Origin of the sequence: Atlantibacter sp. RC6, assembly GCF_014193285.1 — a bacterium.
In the GTDB taxonomy this organism is placed as follows: domain Bacteria; phylum Pseudomonadota; class Gammaproteobacteria; order Enterobacterales; family Enterobacteriaceae; genus Atlantibacter.
This window is the reverse complement of sequence record NZ_JACHZE010000004.1, coordinates 1-19,099: the sequence shown is the minus strand read 5'-3', so window position 1 is coordinate 19,099 and position 19,099 is coordinate 1. Positions and strand designations below refer to the sequence as shown.

18 protein-coding genes are annotated in these 19,099 nt (G+C 52.5%); 14 read left to right on the top strand and 4 right to left on the bottom strand.

What is annotated here, in order from left to right:
• Positions 1–26 precede the first annotated feature (26 nt).
• From FHW74_RS10525 to FHW74_RS10515, 3 genes are read right to left on the bottom strand one after another with little or no spacing between them, the layout of a single operon-like run.
• Positions 27–245, bottom strand: a complete 219-nt coding sequence (locus FHW74_RS10525) for a YheU family protein (protein ID WP_183170390.1) — start codon at positions 243–245, stop codon at positions 27–29.
• Positions 242–1,258, bottom strand: coding sequence for a hydrolase (locus tag FHW74_RS10520; RefSeq protein ID WP_183170389.1), 1,017 nt, complete (start codon positions 1,256–1,258; stop codon positions 242–244). The genes FHW74_RS10525 and FHW74_RS10520 overlap by 4 nt, the downstream gene beginning before the upstream one ends.
• A 58-nt stretch (positions 1,259–1,316) precedes the next feature.
• Complete coding sequence (locus FHW74_RS10515) at positions 1,317–3,218, bottom strand: ABC transporter ATP-binding protein (RefSeq protein WP_183170388.1); 1,902 nt, start codon at positions 3,216–3,218, stop codon at positions 1,317–1,319.
• Between the two features lie 206 nt (positions 3,219–3,424).
• Between FHW74_RS10515 and kefG the strand changes: the two genes are divergently transcribed.
• The 5 genes from kefG to FHW74_RS10490 all read left to right on the top strand — a co-directional run bounded on the left by kefG (position 3,425) and on the right by FHW74_RS10490 (position 12,253).
• Positions 3,425–3,976, top strand: coding sequence for a glutathione-regulated potassium-efflux system ancillary protein KefG (gene kefG / locus FHW74_RS10510; RefSeq protein WP_183170737.1), 552 nt, complete (start codon positions 3,425–3,427; stop codon positions 3,974–3,976).
• A complete protein-coding gene (gene kefB, locus FHW74_RS10505; RefSeq protein ID WP_183170387.1) occupies positions 3,976–5,781 on the top strand; it encodes a glutathione-regulated potassium-efflux system protein KefB in 1,806 nt (601 codons plus the stop codon). The genes kefG and kefB overlap by 1 nt, the downstream gene beginning before the upstream one ends.
• Positions 5,782–5,796: 15 nt before the next feature.
• On the top strand, positions 5,797–5,991 hold the full coding sequence (locus FHW74_RS10500) for a YheV family putative zinc ribbon protein (protein ID WP_125292521.1): 195 nt from the start codon (positions 5,797–5,799) through the stop codon (positions 5,989–5,991).
• Positions 5,992–6,085: 94 nt separating this feature from the next.
• A complete protein-coding gene (gene slyD, locus FHW74_RS10495) occupies positions 6,086–6,673 on the top strand; it encodes a peptidylprolyl isomerase (protein ID WP_144131595.1) in 588 nt (195 codons plus the stop codon).
• A 639-nt stretch (positions 6,674–7,312) separates the two neighbouring features.
• Positions 7,313–12,253, top strand: coding sequence for an autotransporter outer membrane beta-barrel domain-containing protein (locus tag FHW74_RS10490; protein WP_183170386.1), 4,941 nt, complete (start codon positions 7,313–7,315; stop codon positions 12,251–12,253).
• Positions 12,254–12,300: 47 nt separating this feature from the next.
• Here FHW74_RS10490 and FHW74_RS10485 read toward each other — a convergent pair whose 3' ends face one another.
• On the bottom strand, positions 12,301–12,519 hold the full coding sequence (locus FHW74_RS10485; protein ID WP_183170385.1) for a protein SlyX: 219 nt from the start codon (positions 12,517–12,519) through the stop codon (positions 12,301–12,303).
• 224 nt (positions 12,520–12,743) lie between these two features.
• Between FHW74_RS10485 and fkpA the strand changes: the two genes are divergently transcribed.
• The 9 genes from fkpA to FHW74_RS10440 all read left to right on the top strand — a co-directional run.
• A complete protein-coding gene (gene fkpA / locus FHW74_RS10480; protein WP_183170384.1) occupies positions 12,744–13,568 on the top strand; it encodes an FKBP-type peptidyl-prolyl cis-trans isomerase in 825 nt (274 codons plus the stop codon).
• 231 nt (positions 13,569–13,799) lie between these two features.
• Positions 13,800–14,528 (top strand): transcriptional regulator, encoded by a 729-nt coding sequence (locus FHW74_RS10475; protein WP_125292517.1) that lies wholly within the window; start codon positions 13,800–13,802, stop codon positions 14,526–14,528.
• The gene (gene tusD, locus FHW74_RS10470; protein WP_183170383.1) at positions 14,528–14,914 is read left to right on the top strand and encodes a sulfurtransferase complex subunit TusD; all 387 of its coding nucleotides are present in this window, start codon (positions 14,528–14,530) and stop codon (positions 14,912–14,914) included. Before FHW74_RS10475 ends, tusD begins: the two co-directional genes overlap by 1 nt.
• Entirely contained in the window at positions 14,914–15,276 is a 363-nt protein-coding gene (gene tusC, locus FHW74_RS10465; protein WP_183170382.1) for a sulfurtransferase complex subunit TusC, read from the top strand. Before tusD ends, tusC begins: the two co-directional genes overlap by 1 nt.
• A 7-nt stretch (positions 15,277–15,283) precedes the next feature.
• Positions 15,284–15,571 carry a sulfurtransferase complex subunit TusB gene (gene tusB, locus FHW74_RS10460; protein ID WP_183170381.1) on the top strand — a complete coding sequence of 96 codons (288 nt, stop codon included), beginning with the start codon at positions 15,284–15,286 and terminating at the stop codon, positions 15,569–15,571.
• A gap of 123 nt (positions 15,572–15,694) precedes the next feature.
• Positions 15,695–16,069 (top strand): 30S ribosomal protein S12, encoded by a 375-nt coding sequence (gene rpsL, locus FHW74_RS10455; protein ID WP_002436309.1) that lies wholly within the window; start codon positions 15,695–15,697, stop codon positions 16,067–16,069.
• Between the two features lie 95 nt (positions 16,070–16,164).
• On the top strand, positions 16,165–16,635 hold the full coding sequence (rpsG, locus tag FHW74_RS10450; protein ID WP_183170380.1) for a 30S ribosomal protein S7: 471 nt from the start codon (positions 16,165–16,167) through the stop codon (positions 16,633–16,635).
• A gap of 97 nt (positions 16,636–16,732) precedes the next feature.
• On the top strand, positions 16,733–18,847 hold the full coding sequence (gene fusA / locus FHW74_RS10445; RefSeq protein ID WP_183170379.1) for an elongation factor G: 2,115 nt from the start codon (positions 16,733–16,735) through the stop codon (positions 18,845–18,847).
• Positions 18,848–18,917: 70 nt separating this feature from the next.
• The coding region (locus FHW74_RS10440) for a GTP-binding protein (protein WP_010287081.1) at positions 18,918–19,099 on the top strand (182 nt) is incomplete at its 3' end.

Genomic DNA, 19,099 nt, shown 5'->3' with positions numbered 1-19,099 from the left:
TAGTTTTTATTGTTCAGCGAGCGGGTTTATCCCCGGAACTGGTCACGGGGCATAATGTTGACCGTTTCATGCAGTTCCGACCATACCAGTACCGCGTCGCCGCGTTCCAGTTGGTGTTTTACCTGCGAGACTTTATCGCTGAGGGAACGCTCATGTTCACCATAATCGGTGCCTTCCCGCAAGACAAAAGCTTCGATGAGGTTTTCAAGCGTATCCGGGTCGAGAGATTGCCAGGGAATAATCATGGTTTGTCCAGATAAGGTGTGAGCCAGTCGGGAATGCGTGCTTCAAGCCACATTTTCGGGCGCAAGGGGGTACCGCCCACGAACCCGACATGCCCGCCATATTCGGTCAGCTGGTATTCGATATTAACCGGCAACTGGGTGATGTCCGGGATCACGTGGCTATCCATAAACGGATCGTCCTGCGCATGAATGATAAGTGTAGGCTGGGTAATCGATGGCAGCAGCGGCATCGCGCTACAGCGCCGGTAATAATCGATGGCGTCGTTGAAGCCGTGAGCTTTAGAGGTAATCAGATCGTCAAATTCACGCAGGCGGCGAATACGTTTCAACTGGGTTAAATCCACCGGCAGCGTGCCCGGATAAGCCAGCAACTTGCGCGAGGCATTGGCCTTAAGCAGATTCAACAGATAGTGCTGATAGACCCGGGAGAAGCCTTTTTCCATATGGTAGCAGCAGTGCTCCAGTACAAACGGCGCGGAAACAATCACCGCCGCGTTGACCGGCAACTGCGGGTATTTCGCCAGCATGCAGGCCAGCATATTGCCGCCGAGGGAAAACCCCACCGCCGCGGTGGGCTGTTCGCCAAACTGCTGAGCGATCCACTCAAGAAACCAGCGGCCATCTTCCGTTTCACCGGAATGATAAATCCGGTGCATGCGATTCGGCTCACCGCTGCATCCGCGAAAATGCATCACCACACCCAACCAGCCCCGGGCTTGCGCCGCCTGGATTAAACCATGGGCGTAAGGACTGTTCAGACTCCCTTCCAGCCCGTGGAAAATCACCAGCCGGGGCTTATGGCGTGCCTGTTGGGGATCTTCACTCCAGGCCAGATCGACAAAATCGCCGTCGGGGGTATCAAGCCGCTGCCACACCGGGGTGAACTGGAGGCGCCGCCGCAGAATACGCGGCAGCATGGTTTGCAAGTGGGGATTGCGCGCGCCAGCCATGGGCCGAAAATGGCGCGACGTCTCTTCGTTATCAGTTATATCCGCAGGAGTAATTTCAGTCATAGCACCGGTTCACGCTAAATATCCGCTCTTCATGCTTATAGAAGGGCGTGAGTCATTATCATTCCTGAAGCAGTTGCTCTAACTGCTCCTGAGCGTCCAGCCATTCCATTTCGCAATTTTCCAGGTCGGTTTTGGTTTTTGCCTGGCGTTGCAGGCACTCCGTTAAGTCGGCCTTACGGCTTTGATCGTACAGCGCGCTGTCGCCAAGCTGCTCTTCTACGTCCGCCAACTGCTGCTGGAGTTTTTCCATCAGCTTTTCGAGACGCATAATCTCTTTGCGCAGCGGCTGCGTCAGGGTGCGCAGCTCCGCCTCGCGGCGCTTCTGATCTTTACGCGACTGGGCGCTGTTGGCGTTCTCTTTCGCCGCCTCAGTCGGCTGGCTCTCCTGTTTTTGCAGGTCGCTCAGCCACTTCTGATAATCTTCCAGATCGCCGTCAAAGGCTTCCACTTTGCCGTCGTGCACCAGATATAAATCATCGGTGGTGGAGCGCAATAAATGGCGGTCGTGCGAGACCACCACCAGCGCGCCTTCAAATTCAATCAGCGCATCGGTGAGCGCCTGGCGCATATCCAGATCGAGGTGGTTAGTCGGTTCATCGAGTAGCAGCAGGTTAGGACGCTGCCAGACAATCAGCGCCAGCACCAGCCGCGCTTTTTCGCCGCCGGAGAAGCGTTCAGTGTTCTCGCTGACCTTATCGCCCTGGAAACCAAAACCGCCGAGATAATCGCGCAGTTGCTGTTCCAGTTCGCGCGGCGCAATGCGCGCCAGGTGCTGAAGCGGCGACTCATCGGCGCGTAAAAATTCCAGTTGGTGCTGGGCGAAATAGCCGAGCTTAATGCCCTTCGCCAGGCCAATCTCGCCCTGCATCGGCGCCAGTTCGCCCGCCAGCAGTTTAATCAGCGTCGATTTACCCGCGCCGTTACGGCCCAGCAGCCCGATACGCGACCCCGGTACCAGGTTGAGTTTGATGGAGTCGAGAATCGTTTTATCGCCATAGCCCGCGCTCACTTTTTCCATTTTCAACAGCGGATTGGGCAAGCTTTCCGGGGCGCGAAAACTAAAGTGGAACGGGTTATCAACGTGCGCAGGCAGGATCAGCTCCATGCGCTCAAGCATTTTGATGCGGCTCTGGGCCTGCTTCGCTTTAGAGGCTTTAGCTTTAAAACGGTCAATAAAGCTTTGCAAGTGCGCCACTCGCTGCTGCTGGCTTTCGTACATCGACTGCTGCTGCGCGAGACGCGTGGCGCGCTGGCGCTCGAATGAGCTGTAGTTGCCGGTGTATTCGAACATCGTCTGCTGCTCGATATGAATGATTTTATCCACCACCGGATCGAGAAAGTCACGGTCGTGGGAGATCAAAATCAGCGTTCCCTGATAGCTTTTCAGCCATTTTTCCAGCCAGATAACCGCATCTAAATCGAGGTGGTTGGTCGGTTCGTCGAGCAGCAGCAGGTCGGAGCGGCAGATCAGCGCCTGCGCCAGGTTCAGGCGCATCCGCCATCCACCGGAGAAATCGCTGACCGGGCGGTCGAGTTGTTCGTTGCTGAAGCCTAAACCGTGTAACAGGCTGGCGGCGCGGGAGCGAATGGTCCAGGCATTGATGGCGTCGAGCTTGCCGTGTGCGGCGGCGATGGCGTGCCCGTCGTTACGGTCGTTGGCGTCGTTAAGCTCGCGCTCAAACTGACGGTATTCGCGATCGCCGTCGATCACATATTCAATGGCCGGGACGGCGAGAGCGGGGGTTTCCTGATTCACCCAGGCTAACTGCCAGTTGCCCGGAAAGGTATAACTCCCCCCGTCGGCGGTGATTTCGCTTTTCAGCAGCGCCAGCAGGGTAGATTTACCGCAGCCGTTTTTACCCACCAGACCCACTTTTTGGCCAGGGTTGATGGTCGCAGTCGCGTTATCCAGCAGTACGCGTGTGCCGCGACGAATTTGCAACGAGGAGAATACAATCATAGAGCGCCGTATGTTCTGACTATGTTAATTTGTCATTATGATAATGTAAGGTGTGAGCGATGTGCCGCACCGGGCCGCAATGGTAGCCCAAAAAGAAGACGATACACAAAATCATTCTGGCTGCGCCATTGCGGCAAGAAGATTGGCGGCGCAGGCTGTTGCGTGCCCGTCAGAAAAAGAAAAGTTTTACACCCGGGAGGGGAATGATGTCAGACACAGCGAAAGTGTTGCTGCTGTATGCCCATCCGGAATCCCAGGACTCGGTGGCAAACCGGGTTCTGCTTAAGCCGGCTTCGCAACTTGCAAATGTTACCGTGCACGATCTTTATGCACATTATCCAGACTTTTTTATCGATATCCCGCGCGAACAGGAATTGCTGTTAGCGCACGACGTCATTGTGTTTCAACATCCGCTTTATACCTACAGTTGCCCCGCGCTGCTTAAAGAGTGGCTCGACCGGGTGCTCAGCCGTGGCTTTGCCAGTGGACCGGGAGGAAATCAGCTCGCGGGAAAGTACTGGCGTAGCGTCATTACCACCGGCGAGCCGGAAGGCGCTTATCGTGGTGATGGTTTTAATCGCTACTCGCTCAGTGAAATCCTTCGTCCCTTCGAACTGACGGCGGCCATGTGCCATATGCAGTGGTTGTCGCCGATGATTGTTTACTGGGCGCGTCGCCAGGCGCTGGCGGAGTTAGAAAGTCACGCCAAAGCCTATGGCGAATGGCTGGCCTCGCCGCGCATTCCGGGAGGCCGATAATGGAAGGCGCGGATTTGTTGTTAGCGGGCGTGCTGTTTTTATTCGCGGCAGTGGTCGCGGTGCCGCTGGCGGCGCGTTTGGGTATTGGCGCGGTGCTGGGCTATTTGCTGGCGGGGATCGCCATCGGCCCCTGGGGGTTGGGGTTTATCAGCGACGTCGATGAAATCCTTCACTTCTCTGAGCTGGGCGTGGTGTTCCTGATGTTTATCATCGGACTGGAGCTGAACCCGGCGAAACTGTGGCAGCTACGGCGGTCTATTTTCGGTGTAGGGGCGGCGCAGGTGCTGCTTAGCGCGGGGATCTTAGCCGGGTTGCTGATGCTCACACACTTCTCCTGGCAGGCGGCGATTGTCGGCGGGATTGGCCTGGCGATGTCTTCAACTGCGATGGCGCTGCAACTCATGCGCGAAAAAGGCATGAACCGCAGCGAGTCCGGGCAGTTGGGCTTTTCGGTACTGCTGTTTCAGGATCTGGCGGTGATCCCGGCGCTGGCGCTGGTACCGCTACTGGCGGGCAATGCCGATGAGCACCTAGACTGGACCAAAGTCGCCCTGAAGGTGCTGGCGTTCGCCGGAATGCTGATTGGCGGACGCTATCTGCTGCGCCCGGTGTTTCGCTTTATCGCCAGTTCCGGGGTGCGCGAGGTGTTTACTGCCGCGACGCTGTTGCTGGTGCTGGGCTCGGCGCTGTTTATGGATGCGTTAGGCCTGTCAATGGCGCTCGGGACGTTTATCGCCGGGATCCTGTTGGCGGAGAGCGAATACCGCCATGAGCTGGAAATCGCCATCGATCCCTTCAAAGGACTCTTGCTGGGGCTGTTCTTTATTTCCGTCGGCATGGCGCTCAATCTGGGGGTGCTGTATACCCATATCCTGCTGGTGGTGACGGGCGTCGCCATTTTGGTGGCGGTGAAAATGGCGGTGCTGTACGGCCTTGCCCACATCTACGGGTTGCGAAATTCGGAGCGGCTGCAATTTTCCGGCGTGCTCAGCCAGGGAGGCGAATTCGCGTTTGTGCTGTTTTCAACGGCTTCATCGCAGCGGCTGTTTCAGGGGGACCAGATGGCGCTGCTGTTGGTCACCGTGACGCTGTCGATGATGACCACGCCGCTATTAATGAAGCGCATTGATAAGCATCTGGCGCGCCGGTTCAATGAGCCAGAAGATGGCGATGAGCAACCCTGGGTTGAGGATGATAAGCCGCAGGTGATCGTGGTGGGCTTCGGTCGTTTCGGTCAGGTGATCGGGCGCTTACTGATGGCTAACAAAATGCGTATTACAGTGCTGGAGCGCGATATTAGCAGCGTCAATCTGATGCGCAAATACGGATACAAGGTTTACTACGGGGATGCGACGCAACTCGAGCTTTTGCGTTCTGCCGGGGCGGAACAAGCAAAATCCATTGTCATTACCAGCAATGAGCCGGAAGATACCCTAAAGATTGTGCACCTTTGCCAACAGCATTTTCCCCACCTGGCGATTTTAGCCCGTGCGCGGGGGCGCGTTGAGGCGCATGAATTGTTGCAGGCAGGCGTTACGCAATTTTCCCGTGAGACGTTTTCCAGCGCGCTTGAGCTTGGCCGCAAAGCGTTAATATCGGTGGGGCTGCATCCCCATCAGGCCCAACGCGCGCAGCTTCATTTTCGTCGGCTGGATATGCGTATGCTGCGGGAATTAATGCCGATCCATTCCGATACCGCGCAGATATCCCGCGTGCGCGAAGCTCGCCGCGAGCTGGAAGAGATCTTCCAGCGTGAAATGCAGCAGGAGCGGCGGCAGTTTGATGGTTGGGATGAGTTTGAGTAACAACGAGGTACGGCAGTGCGAAAAAGATTTATAGCCGGGGCGGTTTGCCCGTCCTGCCAGGCGCAAGATTCGCTGGCGATGTGGCGCGAAAATAATGTCGATATTGTTGAATGCGTTAAGTGCGGTCATCAAATGCGTGAGGCGGATAAATCTGCCCAGTCGCATGTGCGCGAGCAAGAGCAAGTAATTGGGATTTTCCATCCCGACTAGCGTGATCGGCCAGCTTTTTTTAAGCTTAGGAGTACACAGGCGTCGATTTCCGTTACAATCGGCGCCAGAAATTTTTCCACGCTCAGGAGATATCATGAAAGTAGCAAAAGACCTGGTGGTCAGCCTGGCCTATCAGGTACGTACAGAAGACGGTGTATTAGTGGATGAGTCTCCGGTGAGTGCACCGCTGGACTATCTTCATGGTCATGGTTCACTGATTTCCGGTCTGGAAAATGCGCTGGAAGGCCACGACGTCGGCGACAAATTCGACGTTGCTGTGGGCGCCAACGATGCTTACGGCCAGTATGACGAAAACCTGGTGCAGCGCGTACCGAAAGACGTCTTTATGGGCGTTGACGAACTGCAGGTAGGCATGCGTTTCCTGGCTGAAACTGACCAGGGCCCGGTTCCTGTTGAGATCACTGAAGTGGAAGACGATCACGTTGTGGTCGATGGCAACCATATGCTGGCTGGCCAGAATCTGAAATTCAACGTGGAAGTTGTGGCGATCCGCGAAGCGACCGAAGAAGAACTGGCTCATGGCCATGTTCATGGCGCGCACGGTCATGACCACGATCACGACCACGGCCACGATGGCTGCTGCGGCGGTCACGGCCATGACCACGGTCACGAGCACGGCAAAGGCGGTTGCGGCGGCAACGGCGGCTGCGGTTGCCACTAAGTTTGCACACCCGGCGATAAAACTCAGGCGCGTCCTGAGTTTTTGTTTACGGAAATAGCACGAGAACATAATGTTTGTTTTCTTGTGCTGTAAGCAAACATTCACTTTATCAAGTTGGGTGTTTGCTCGCATTCTAAGGCAGCTTTGGCTGCCTTTGTTGTTGATAGCGCCATTGCGCCGTACCTATCACTTCTGATAAATATTCATCCCCACTCGTTACTGGATATACCTCTGCCGTTTCGGTTTATTGGCTTTTTATACAGATAATTTAATCAATAATCCCGTTACGGGTAAGAGTTAATCTTATTCTTGTTTTCCACAATATGCTTAATCATCAATAATCTTAATGGTATTTTATTTTAAGGTGAATTAGCAGCTGAATTTTAGGGGGGTGCTAAGGCTTATTTTTTAAATCATAAAAGCTTATATAAATAATTTGCGTTTTGAATATTGATCGCAAAATCTGAATGAGTTTTGCAAAAAAACATTTTTGTATTTTATTTTTAACTGCCAGAAGGAATAAAATGTTGGTCTGCTGGCAATAAGTTATACGGCACATTCATATTATCAATATATTTGGGATGGATATTTATTTTATAAAAATATCACTGTAACGAATGATCCATTAAGGAGTCAGGGATGAACAAATGCTATAACATCGTCTGGAACGCGGCCCGTAATATGTATATGGTCGTTGCCGAACACGTGCGCAGTGGCAGTGCTCTACGCCGGCGAACCTGTGTGGTCGGCGTAGCGTTAAATCTGATTATTCCCGGAATGGATGTTGTCTACGCTAAGGAAATAGGTCCGCAAAGCGGTGCCAGTATTGTTATTCAGGATGGCGATACAATAACGTCAACCACGAGTGGTAAAGGTGTTGATAGCGTAATTGCCGGAGGCTCAGGGGTACAAATTAACGGTAAAGCGAGTATTACTGTCACTGGCGCTTCCAACTCGATGACCGGTATCAGCCTGGATAATGGCGCGACCAATAATCTTGGCAACGGCACGGAGATTGACGTAAACAACTCCTCCACCTCTGGCGAAGCGCGGGGAATTTTTATTGAGACAATGCAGCCCAATACCGCTATTACCGCCAATGGCCTTGATATTAACGTTCAAAGCGCTGGTGGGGCTGCTTACGGTATTCATGATTTCGGTAAAGGTGGCAATATCGATTTAGGGCAAGGAAGCACGATTACCGTTGTCAACAGTGCCGCTAGTTACGCCTATGGCGTGTATTTATACAATGATAGTGGTGATTTTAATATGGAGGGGGGCACCCTCAGTGTCACTGCCGCTAAAGGGCGGGCAAGAGGGCTATATAGCTCTGGTAACGCGCAAGTTGATTTGGGCAGCGGCATGCAAATGAACGTTACCAGTGAATCGAATTCGCTCGGTATCTCAGTGAGTGAATTCAATAGCTCTGGTTCATTAAAAGCGGATGCGTTGACACTTAATGTTTCGAATACAGATTCAGGATGGGAATACGGCTTTGAACAGGGAAGGGACAGCAACGTCGATCTTGGGAGCGGCAGCACTATTTCGCTCACGGGCAAATCTACTATGGCACATGGCCTCATCGTTGAGGATAACGGTGCTTTCACCGCTGAAAATCTCATTCTTAATGTCATGACAGCCAATACCAGCTCATCGAGTACTACCGGGCGCGGCGTGTTGATTGACTACGGTGGAAACGTCGACCTTGGCAGTGGTTCGGCAATTACGGTATCCGGTTTTACTCAGGGGCAGGGAATTGACATCTCCAGCATTGGGGGAACATTTACCGCCGATCATCTGACGGTCGATGTGATAGGTGGCAAGCGGCTTTACGGTATCCAGATGGATGGCGGAACAATCGATCTCGGTCAAGGCAGCACTGTTAGCGCAACCGGTATCGCAGAGACCGTCTGGATAACGGGTGGCACCTTTAACGCCAGCGAGTTGACAGTAAAAACGCAGCAGTCAATCGGTATTAATGTTCAGGGAACTGTTCAAAACACCACGGCGAATGTTGGCGCGGGAAGTGTGATTGATGGTCGCCTCGTCGGCGCAAGTGGTGTCACTAACGGTATTTGCGCATCAAGATCCGGTGTTGGCGGTAATTCTATTTTTAACTTCAACGGTACCGCCGATAACCGCAACACTATTTATGCAGTGAATGGTTATGGCGCATCAGCACAGTTTTCCGGTCAGCAGATGAATATCTCGAACACCGATATCATCATGAGCGGCGATAATGGTGCTTATGGGCTTTGGGCTATTGGGAATAATAGCTTAACCAGCGGGGGTATTATTAATGGCGAAAACCTGACGATTGATATGACCGACAGCGGTGCCAATAGCGCTGGCATCCTGGTGCAGCAAGGCGGCCAGGTTAATCTGACAGGCGACACAATCATCAAAGCCGACGAAGGCGCCGCTATTCTCATTGCAAAACCCGCGTCCAGCCAAAGTACGGTATCGCCGGGGGGGACCGTGTCCGGTAGTGGAAAAATGGATATAGAAGGCGATATCGTTAGCGGCGGCTGGGGAAGTATCGATCTTACTATGGATTCAGGTTCCTATTTTGCTGGTGATACTACGGTTAATCCCGACATAAACATGATGAATGCTGACGCTACGTCCACGCTAAACCTGACGCTGGCAGATCAAAGTCAGTGGATAATAGCGGGTGACTCTTCATTAACCCATTTAGTCAACGCCGGTAGCCTGGTATTCGGCGCTGACGATAATGGCGCATATAGCACATTGAGCGCAGAAAATATCACGCTACAAAATACCAGCGAACTGAACATTGATTATGGCGCAGCCGCAAAAGCCCACGTCGATAACATCCCACTAATTGTCGCGAAGAGCATTACGCTGGACGGCGTGTTGCATCTTTCCGATGTGGATACATCCGGTCTCGACAGCCTGAACTCTGATAACGAGCTGCCGCAGCAGCAAATTGTTTTAATTGACGCAGACACGGCGATTAACGGTAATTTTTCCAGCGTGGTGAAAGATGCGGATACGTTACCGGACTACCTCGCCTTTAGCGGGCAAATCAATACCAACGATAATACGCAATATTTGCTGGGCGCGGGATTAAGCTGGTATGCGGGGGGCGCATCCCTTAACGCGTCAACGACTGGCGCACATGGCACTTTTACACTGGCAGCAGGGAAAAGTTTTGAAGTCACCCGCACGTTAGTGGATGTCGCTCCTGACGCCACCACCGGCTGGGATGGCAAAACGTTGACCAAAAAAGGCGATGGTACGCTAATCCTGAGCGGCGATAACACCTATAGCGGCGGAACAGATATTGAAAGCGGCGTGTTGCTGGCGACCAGTATTCGCTCGCTGGGTAGCGGTGATATTAACAATAGTGGCGAACTGATACTGGATGTTGATGGTCCGGCTGATTTTGCCCAGAGCATCACCACGCAAGCTGGCGGCACCCTCGGTATAGAGCAGGGGAGCCGAGTCACTGTGGATACCCTGACCCAGCAAGAAGGCAGTTCGCTGGATGTGTTCCTGGATCTCTCGGCACCGCAGGCGACAGTCACCGCGCAGGAGGCCTATCTGGACGGCACTCTTAATATTACCGGTTTTACCAGCGCGCCAGACCATCAATATACCGGGACCGTTACGGTTATCGATGCCGGGGATGATATTCAAAGCGATTTTGATGAGTTAACTATTGCAGGCATACCCGCCAGCCAGGTGGATTTTATTAATGCTCAAGGGCGTATTGGCAGAACGGATTCGACCCATTATGACGTCACTCTCGGCCTTACATGGTATGCCGATCGCTATAATTCACTGGTGCCGGCCAACGGCTCATTCACCATTGCCAAAGCAGGTCAAAGCTTTACGCTTGGCGCACTGTTAGAAGATGTCGCGCCTAATAGCGAGAGCGGCTGGGACGGTAAGTCGCTTACCAAAAAGGGCGATGGCACGCTGATCCTTAATGCCCAGAATACCTATAGTGGAGCCACTGATATTCAAACGGGTGCGCTGTGGCTCAACCCGCAATCCTCAATCGGTGTGGAAGGTAGCCAGCAGCAGGTACTGGTAGCGCAGAATGCGGCATTCGGCGGCGATAGTGCGACGGTTAACGGGCAGGTTACCAACAGTGGCGCGCTCTATTTCGACAATATTCTGACTGTTAACGGCGATGTGACAAATAACGGCGCAATAGTGAGCGGCAGTGGTGATATTCCGCTTCCTGTCAACAAACTCACCAGCAGCGGCCAGGCCAATAATACATTGCTCATTAACGGAAATTATTTCGGTAACGGTGGTTCGTTGAGGCTTAATACTTATCTGGGTGACGATACTTCCGACACCGACACCATGAAAGTTACGGGTGATACATCAGGTAATACAACGCTATATATCAATCCTACGGGCGGGGATGGCGCAGTTACCAATAAAGGTATTGAAGTCGTGGATGTTGGCGGCAAGTCTGGTGGCGTATTTACACAGGGCAACCAGGTACAAGCGGGACTATACGAGTACCGTTTGTATAAAGATGAAAGCGATGGCGACTGGTATCTGCGCTCGCAGACAGCAACACCTCCCGATCCTGACGACGGTGGCGACGATGATGGTGGAGATGTTCCGGTTCCGCCGACGCCCTACGATCCACAATACCGTCCCGATATTGGCGTGTATCTCAGTAACCAGTGGATGGTGCGTAATTTGCAAATGCAAACGCTCTACGATCGCGAAGGTAGCCAGTACCGCACCGATGATGGCAGCGTTTGGGCGCGGTTTAAGGCAGGTAAAGCGGGTTCACAGGCCATTAATGGCGCAGAAGATATTGATAACAACTATTCCCAGTTCCAGCTTGGCGGCTATATCCTTGACGGGAAATTTCAGCAACAAAGCCTTACGGCCGGCCTGATGGGAAGCTATATCAATGCTGACACCACCAGTACCGCAAACCGTGGTGCGGATGGCAGCCGTTTCTCGGCATCCGGAAATGTGGATGGTTATAATCTTGGCGTTTACGCGACCTGGTTTGCCGATGCGCAAAACCACAGCGGTCTGTATCTGGATAGCTGGTATCAGTACGGCATGTTTAACAACAGCGTGAATGACGGTGACGTCGGGAGGGTAGAGTATGACTCCAGCGCTAACGCCATTTCACTCGAAACCGGCTACCGCTACGATATAGCGCTGCAAAGCCATAACATGATTAGCCTGACGCCGCAGGCGCAGGTCGTCTGGCAAAACTACCGTGCTGACAGCATCGTCGATAATAGTGGCACCCGAATTGATGGTCAAAACAGTGACAGTTGGACTACACGTTTAGGCTTGCGTATGGATAGCAAGCTGTACAAAGGCGAGCAGGCGGTGATCCAACCGTTTGCTGAAGCTAACTGGCTGCATACGAGTGATGAAGTATCGGTCGCATTCGATGAGGCTAGTGTGCAACAGGATCTTCCGGCCGACCGCGGCGAACTGAAGCTGGGCATTCAAGCGAATGTTAATGCGCAATTGACCGTGCGTGCTCAGGTGGCCGGACAGAAAGGCAGCGATAGCTACAGCGATCTCAGCGGTAGCCTGAATCTGCGTTATAACTGGTAGTTCGCGTCAAAAAAACACCCCGGCGTGGTTGCACGCCGGGGCGGATGTTAATAATGGGGCGGGGGAGTTTCTTCAGACTGCGAGGCGATCATTGACGGTTGTGTGGCCTTTAGCTTTTCCACTAATAACCGCAGATGCTCCCGTAGCTTAACCATCTCCAGCTCATGGGCCGTTACCGTCTGGTTTAACTCTTCGATGGTAATTTCCTGAAATGCAAGACGACTTTCAAGCTCTGCCAGCCGTTGTTCGGTCGATTGATGCTGCATGACTAACCTCTCTGACAGCGTTTAAACAGGTTTAGCGATTTTACGCGAAAAAACAGAGCGCTTGCAGGGGAGTTTTGATGGGGATGAAACTTCTTCATACAAAAATAGTCTCATTTTGATCCTATACCGGCCACGAGGATTGTGTAGATTTCGTTGGCAACGTTATAGTAAGCCTCTTTGCTGATATCAACCCGGGGGGAGATGCCTCGGTTCTGGAGAAATGGATGAAATCACTGTTTAAAGTCACGCTGCTGGCGACCACCATGGCCGTTGCTCTGAATGCCCCTGCGTTTGCTGCTCCTGCTGCGCCTGCAGCGGCCCCGGCTGCAACAGCCGAGAGCAAATCAGCATTCCAAAACGATGACCAGAAATCAGCTTATGCGCTGGGTGCTTCGCTGGGTCGTTACATGGAGAATTCCTTAAAAGAACAAGAAAAGCTGGGCATCAAGTTAGATAAAGCGCAGCTGATTGCCGGTGTTCAGGACGCCTTTGCGGATAAGAGCAAACTTTCCGATCAAGAAATTGAGCAAACTCTACAAGCGTTTGAAGCGCGTGTGAAAGCCTCTGCGCAAGAGAAGATGGAAAAAGACGCGAAAGAAAATGCTGATAAAGGCAAAGCTTATCGCGACACCTTCGCCAAAGAGAAAGGTGTGAAAACCTCTTCTACTGGCCTGCTGTATAAAGTTGAAAAAGAAGGGACTGGCGATGCGCCGAAAGACAGCGATACCGTTGTGGTTAACTACAAAGGGACGCTGGTCGATGGTAAAGAGTTTGATAACTCTTACACCCGCGGCGAGCCGCTCTCCTTCCGTCTTGACGGTGTGATCCCTGGCTGGACTGAAGGCCTGAAAAACATCAAGAAAGGCGGCAAGATCAAGCTGGTTATCCCACCGGAGCTGGCTTATGGTAAAAATGGCGTACCGGGCATCCCTGCTAACTCTACCCTGGTGTTTGACGTAGAGCTGCTGGACATTAAACCGGCTCCGAAAGCCGATGCCGCGCCTCAGGCAGAAAATAAAGCCGCTGCCGGCGACGACGCTAAGAAATAAGCAAGAGTTTGAAACCGCCGCCTTCCAGGCGGCGGTTTTTTATTTGCCGGTGGGGATTTGCCCGTTATGTTCCAGGCCAGGGTACAGGCAACCCGAAAGATGACGGGTATAATTAACACTGGAAAACACGTCTGACGCTGTATTACTTTATCTGTTTGCGTAACAACTGAGTGATGAGTCTGCCCTGACACCGAAATACGACAGGCTCTATGTATAGGGTGGTATTCTTTCATGTCCAATTCGCTTTTAACTAACGAGACCAGTGAACTTGATTTACTGGACCAGCGTCCTTTTGATCAAACTGATTTCGATATTCTTAAATCCTATGAAGCGGTAGTGGACGGGTTAGCTATGCTGATTGGCTCACATTGCGAAATCGTGTTGCACTCTTTGCAGGACCTGAAATGCTCCGCCATCCGCATTGCGAACGGCGAACACACCGGGCGTAAAATTGGCTCGCCGATAACCGACCTGGCGCTGCGCATGCTGCATGATATGACCGGTGCCGACAGCAGCGTGTCAAAGTGCTATTTCACTCGCGCCAAAAGCGGCGTACTGATGAAGTCAGTGACCATTGCTATTCGTAACCGTGACCAGCGGGTGATTGGCCTGTTGTGCATCAATATGAATCTCGACGTGCCGTTTTCGCAGATTATGAGCACCTTTGTGCCGCCGGAAACTCAGGATCAGGAAGTGCCATCCTCGGTTAACTTCGCCTCCTCGGTGGAAGACCTTGTGATGCAGACGCTGGAATTCACCATTGAAGAGGTCAACGCGGATCGCAATGTCTCCAACAATGCCAAGAACCGCCAGATTGTCCTCAATCTGTATGAGAAAGGCATTTTCGATATTAAAGACGCCATTAACCAGGTCGCCGATCGGTTGAATATCTCCAAGCACACGGTTTATCTCTATATTCGCCAGTTCAAGAGCGGCGATTTCACCGGGCAAGAACGCTAATGCGTTTTGCGCTTATGGTTACCGGCCCGGCGTATGGCACACAGCAAGCCAGCAGCGCTTATCAATTCGCCAGGGCGGCCATTGAGGAAGGGCATCGCGTGGAAAGCGTCTTCTTTTATCGGGAAGGCGTTTACAACGCCAACCAACTGACGTCCCCCGCCAGCGATGAATTTGATATGGTGCGCGCCTGGCAGCGCTTAAGTGAAGAGCAGGGCGTGGCGCTGCATATTTGCGTTGCGGCGGCATTACGACGCGGCATCACCGACAACGAACAGGCGCAGCAACTCAATTTGCCTGGCGCTAATCTACAGCCGGGATTTACGTTAAGCGGCCTGGGCGCACTGGCTGAAGCGGCGTTGACCAGCGATCGTATGGTGCAATTCTAATGAACCGTGTCGCGTTTGTTTTTTCCTCCGCGCCCCATGGCTCCTCAGCAGGGCGTGAAGGGCTGGATGCGCTGTTGGCGACATCGGCACTAAGCGATGAGCTGGGTGTTTTCTTTATTGGCGACGGCGTTTTTCAAATCCTGGCAGGACAACAGCCCGGCGAGATCCTGGCCCGCGACTATATTGCCACCTTCAAATTGCTGGCGCTCTACGATATCGAGAACTGCTGGCTTTGCGCCGATTCGTTGCGCGAGCGGGGGCTGGACCCGGATGCCAGCGAGTTTGTCGTGGAGGCAGAAACGCTGGGCAGCGCGCGCCTGCGGGACATGCTTAGCCAGTACGATGTAATTTTACGTTTCTGAGGTTTCAATGCTGCATACCTTAACGCGTTCGCCGTGGCAGATGGATTTCACCGGCTTCCTGCGGATGCTTGCGCCCGGCGATGATGTCTTGCTGATTCAGGATGGCGTGGCGGCCGGTATCGCAGGCACTTCCTTCCTTGAATTATTACAGCAGGCCCCCATATCCCTTTACGCGCTGGAAAATGACATTGTTGCGAGAGGTTTGAGTGGTCAAATTTCGACCGATATCGGCAGGGTTAGCTATAATGACTTCGTCAGATTAGCCATTACGCACCCAAGTCAGATGAACTGGTAGCCCGAGATCGCTGTATATTTCTTGACTCCTTTTCGACAGAGCCATAAAATTCTGCGTCCTCATATTATATGAGGCGATTTATTACGTGTTTACGAAGCAAAAGCTAAAACCAGGAGCTATTTAATGGCAACAGTTAACCAGCTGGTACGCAAACCACGCTCTCGCAAAGTTGCAAAAAGCAACGTGCCGGCGCTGGAAGCATGCCCGCAAAAACGTGGCGTATGTACTCGCGTATATACCACCACCCCGAAAAAACCGAACTCCGCTCTGCGTAAAGTGTGCCGTGTTCGTCTGACTAACGGTTTTGAAGTGACTTCCTACATTGGTGGTGAAGGTCACAACCTGCAGGAGCACTCCGTGATCCTGATCCGTGGCGGTCGTGTTAAAGACCTCCCGGGTGTTCGTTACCACACCGTTCGCGGTGCGCTTGACTGCTCCGGCGTTAAAGACCGTAAGCAAGCTCGCTCCAAGTACGGCGTGAAGCGTCCTAAGGCTTAATGGTTCTCCGTTAAGTAAGGCCAAACGTTTTATATTACTGTCAAACTAAACTCGTAGAGTTTTGGACAATCCTGAATTAACAACGGAGTATTTCCATGCCACGTCGTCGCGTCATTGGTCAGCGTAAAATTCTGCCGGATCCGAAGTTCGGATCAGAACTGCTGGCTAAATTTGTAAATATCCTGATGGTAGATGGTAAAAAATCTACTGCAGAATCAATCGTATACAGTGCTCTTGAGACCCTGGCTCAACGCTCTGGTAAATCTGAACTGGAAGCTTTCGAAGTTGCTCTCGAAAACGTGCGCCCGACTGTAGAAGTTAAGTCCCGCCGCGTTGGTGGTTCAACTTATCAGGTTCCGGTTGAAGTTCGTCCGGTCCGTCGTAATGCTCTGGCAATGCGTTGGATCGTTGAAGCTGCTCGTAAACGCGGTGATAAATCCATGGCTCTGCGCCTGGCGAACGAACTCACTGACGCTGCAGACAACAAAGGTACTGCAGTGAAGAAACGTGAAGACGTTCACCGTATGGCAGAAGCCAACAAGGCGTTCGCACACTACCGTTGGTAATCCCTTCGGAATGATAGTCACCAGGCGGGCGCTTCAGTTGGGTTGCCCGCACTGGTTAACTTAATCTGAACGCCTAATGCAATAAACGAGGAATCAAATGGCTCGTACAACACCCATTGCACGCTACCGTAACATCGGTATCAGTGCACACATCGACGCCGGTAAAACCACTACTACCGAACGTATTCTGTTCTACACCGGTGTAAACCATAAAATCGGTGAAGTTCATGACGGCGCCGCTACCATGGACTGGATGGAGCAGGAGCAGGAGCGTGGTATCACCATCACCTCCGCAGCGACTACTGCGTTCTGGTCTGGTATGGCTAAGCAGTATGAACCGCATCGTGTAAACATCATCGACACCCCGGGCCACGTTGACTTCACCATTGAAGTAGAACGTTCCATGCGTGTTCTTGACGGTGCGGTAATGGTTTACTGCGCAGTTGGTGGTGTTCAGCCGCAGTCTGAAACCGTATGGCGTCAGGCAAACAAATATAAAGTTCCACGTATCGCGTTCGTTAACAAAATGGACCGTATGGGTGCGAACTTCCTGAAAGTTGTTGGTCAGATCAAATCCCGTCTGGGCGCGAACCCGGTTCCGCTGCAGTTGGCGATTGGTGCTGAAGAAGGTTTCACCGGCGTTGTTGACCTGGTGAAAATGAAAGCCATCAACTGGAACGATGCAGATCAGGGCGTGACCTTCGAATACGAAGATATCCCGGCTGAGATGCAGGACCTGGCTGAAGAATGGCACCAGAATCTGATCGAATCTGCTGCTGAAGCTTCTGAAGAGCTGATGGAAAAATACCTGGGCGGCGAAGAGCTGACCGAGGAAGAAATCAAGAAAGCTCTGCGTCAGCGCGTTCTGAACAACGAAATCATCCTGGTAACCTGTGGTTCTGCATTTAAGAACAAAGGTGTTCAGGCAATGCTGGATGCGGTAATCGATTACCTGCCGGCACCGACTGACGTTCCTGCGATCAACGGCATCCTGGACGACGGTAAAGATACCCCGGCTGAGCGTCACGCTAGCGATGAAGAGCCGTTCTCTGCACTGGCGTTCAAAATCGCGACCGACCCGTTCGTGGGTAACCTGACGTTCTTCCGCGTGTACTCTGGCGTGGTTAACTCAGGTGATACCGTACTGAACTCCGTGAAAGCCGCTCGCGAGCGTTTTGGCCGTATCGTTCAGATGCACGCTAACAAGCGTGAAGAGATCAAAGAAGTTCGCGCTGGCGACATCGCGGCTGCAATCGGTCTGAAAGACGTGACTACGGGTGATACTCTGTGTGATCCGGACAACCCGATCATTCTGGAGCGTATGGAATTCCCTGAGCCGGTAATCTCCATCGCCGTAGAACCGAAAACCAAAGCTGACCAGGAAAAAATGGGTCTGGCTCTGGGCCGTCTGGCTAAAGAAGACCCGTCATTCCGCGTATGGACTGACGAAGAATCTAACCAGACCATCATCGCTGGTATGGGCGAACTGCACCTGGACATCATCGTTGACCGTATGAAGCGTGAGTTCAACGTTGAAGCTAACGTGGGTAAACCTCAGGTTGCTTACCGCGAAGCGATTCGCGCGAAAGTTACCGATATCGAAGGTAAACACGCTAAGCAGTCTGGTGGTCGTGGTCAGTATGGCCATGTTGTTATCGACATGTACCCGCTGGAGCCGGGCTCAAATCCGAAAGGTTACGAGTTCATCAACGACATCAAGGGTGGTGTAATTCCTGGCGAATACATCCCTGCCGTTGATAAAGGCATCCAGGAGCAGCTGAAGTCTGGTCCGCTGGCGGGTTATCCGGTAGTAGACATGGGTATTCGTCTGCACTTCGGTTCTTACCATGACGTTGACTCCTCTGAACTGGCGTTTAAACTGGCCGCTTCTATCGCCTTTAAAGAAGGCTTTAAGAAAGCGAAACCAGTTCTGCTTGAGCCGATCATGAAGGTTGAAGTAGAAACTCCGGAAGAGAACACCGGTGACGTTATCGGTGACTTGAGCCGTCGTCGTGGTATGCTGCGCGGTCAGGAATCTGATGTTACTGGCGTTAAGATCCACGCTGAAGTTCCGCTGTCTGAAATGTTCGGATATGCAACTCAGCTGCGTTCTCTGACCAAAGGTCGTGCATCTTATACCATGGAATTCCTGAAGTATGATGATGCGCCGAACAACGTTGCTCAGGCCGTAATTGAAGCTCGTGGCAAATAAGCCCCGAGGTTAAAACTAATGTCCCGTGCTCTCTCCTGTTGGGGAGAGCACTATAGTAAGGAATATAGCCGTGTCTAAAGAAAAATTTGAACGTACAAAACCGCACGTCAACGTTGGTACTATCGGCCACGTTGACCATGGTAAAACTACCCTGACTGCTGCCATCACTACCGTTCTGGCTAAAACCTACGGTGGTTCTGCTCGTGCATTCGATCAGATCGATAACGCGCCGGAAGAAAAAGCTCGTGGTAT

Coding starts and splice junctions, on each gene's coding strand:
- FHW74_RS10515 (WP_183170388.1), bottom strand. CDS start 3,218: ATGATTGTATTCTCCTCGTTGCAAATTCGTCGCGGCACACGCGTACTG.
- FHW74_RS10475 (WP_125292517.1), top strand. CDS start 13,800: ATGTCCAATTCGCTTTTAACTAACGAGACCAGTGAACTTGATTTACTG.
- slyD (WP_144131595.1), top strand. CDS start 6,086: ATGAAAGTAGCAAAAGACCTGGTGGTCAGCCTGGCCTATCAGGTACGT.
- FHW74_RS10520 (WP_183170389.1), bottom strand. CDS start 1,258: ATGACTGAAATTACTCCTGCGGATATAACTGATAACGAAGAGACGTCG.
- tusB (WP_183170381.1), top strand. CDS start 15,284: ATGCTGCATACCTTAACGCGTTCGCCGTGGCAGATGGATTTCACCGGC.
- FHW74_RS10490 (WP_183170386.1), top strand. CDS start 7,313: ATGAACAAATGCTATAACATCGTCTGGAACGCGGCCCGTAATATGTAT.
- rpsL (WP_002436309.1), top strand. CDS start 15,695: ATGGCAACAGTTAACCAGCTGGTACGCAAACCACGCTCTCGCAAAGTT.
- fusA (WP_183170379.1), top strand. CDS start 16,733: ATGGCTCGTACAACACCCATTGCACGCTACCGTAACATCGGTATCAGT.
- FHW74_RS10485 (WP_183170385.1), bottom strand. CDS start 12,519: ATGCAGCATCAATCGACCGAACAACGGCTGGCAGAGCTTGAAAGTCGT.
- kefG (WP_183170737.1), top strand. CDS start 3,425: ATGTCAGACACAGCGAAAGTGTTGCTGCTGTATGCCCATCCGGAATCC.
- tusD (WP_183170383.1), top strand. CDS start 14,528: ATGCGTTTTGCGCTTATGGTTACCGGCCCGGCGTATGGCACACAGCAA.
- tusC (WP_183170382.1), top strand. CDS start 14,914: ATGAACCGTGTCGCGTTTGTTTTTTCCTCCGCGCCCCATGGCTCCTCA.
- fkpA (WP_183170384.1), top strand. CDS start 12,744: ATGAAATCACTGTTTAAAGTCACGCTGCTGGCGACCACCATGGCCGTT.
- rpsG (WP_183170380.1), top strand. CDS start 16,165: ATGCCACGTCGTCGCGTCATTGGTCAGCGTAAAATTCTGCCGGATCCG.
- FHW74_RS10525 (WP_183170390.1), bottom strand. CDS start 245: ATGATTATTCCCTGGCAATCTCTCGACCCGGATACGCTTGAAAACCTC.
- kefB (WP_183170387.1), top strand. CDS start 3,976: ATGGAAGGCGCGGATTTGTTGTTAGCGGGCGTGCTGTTTTTATTCGCG.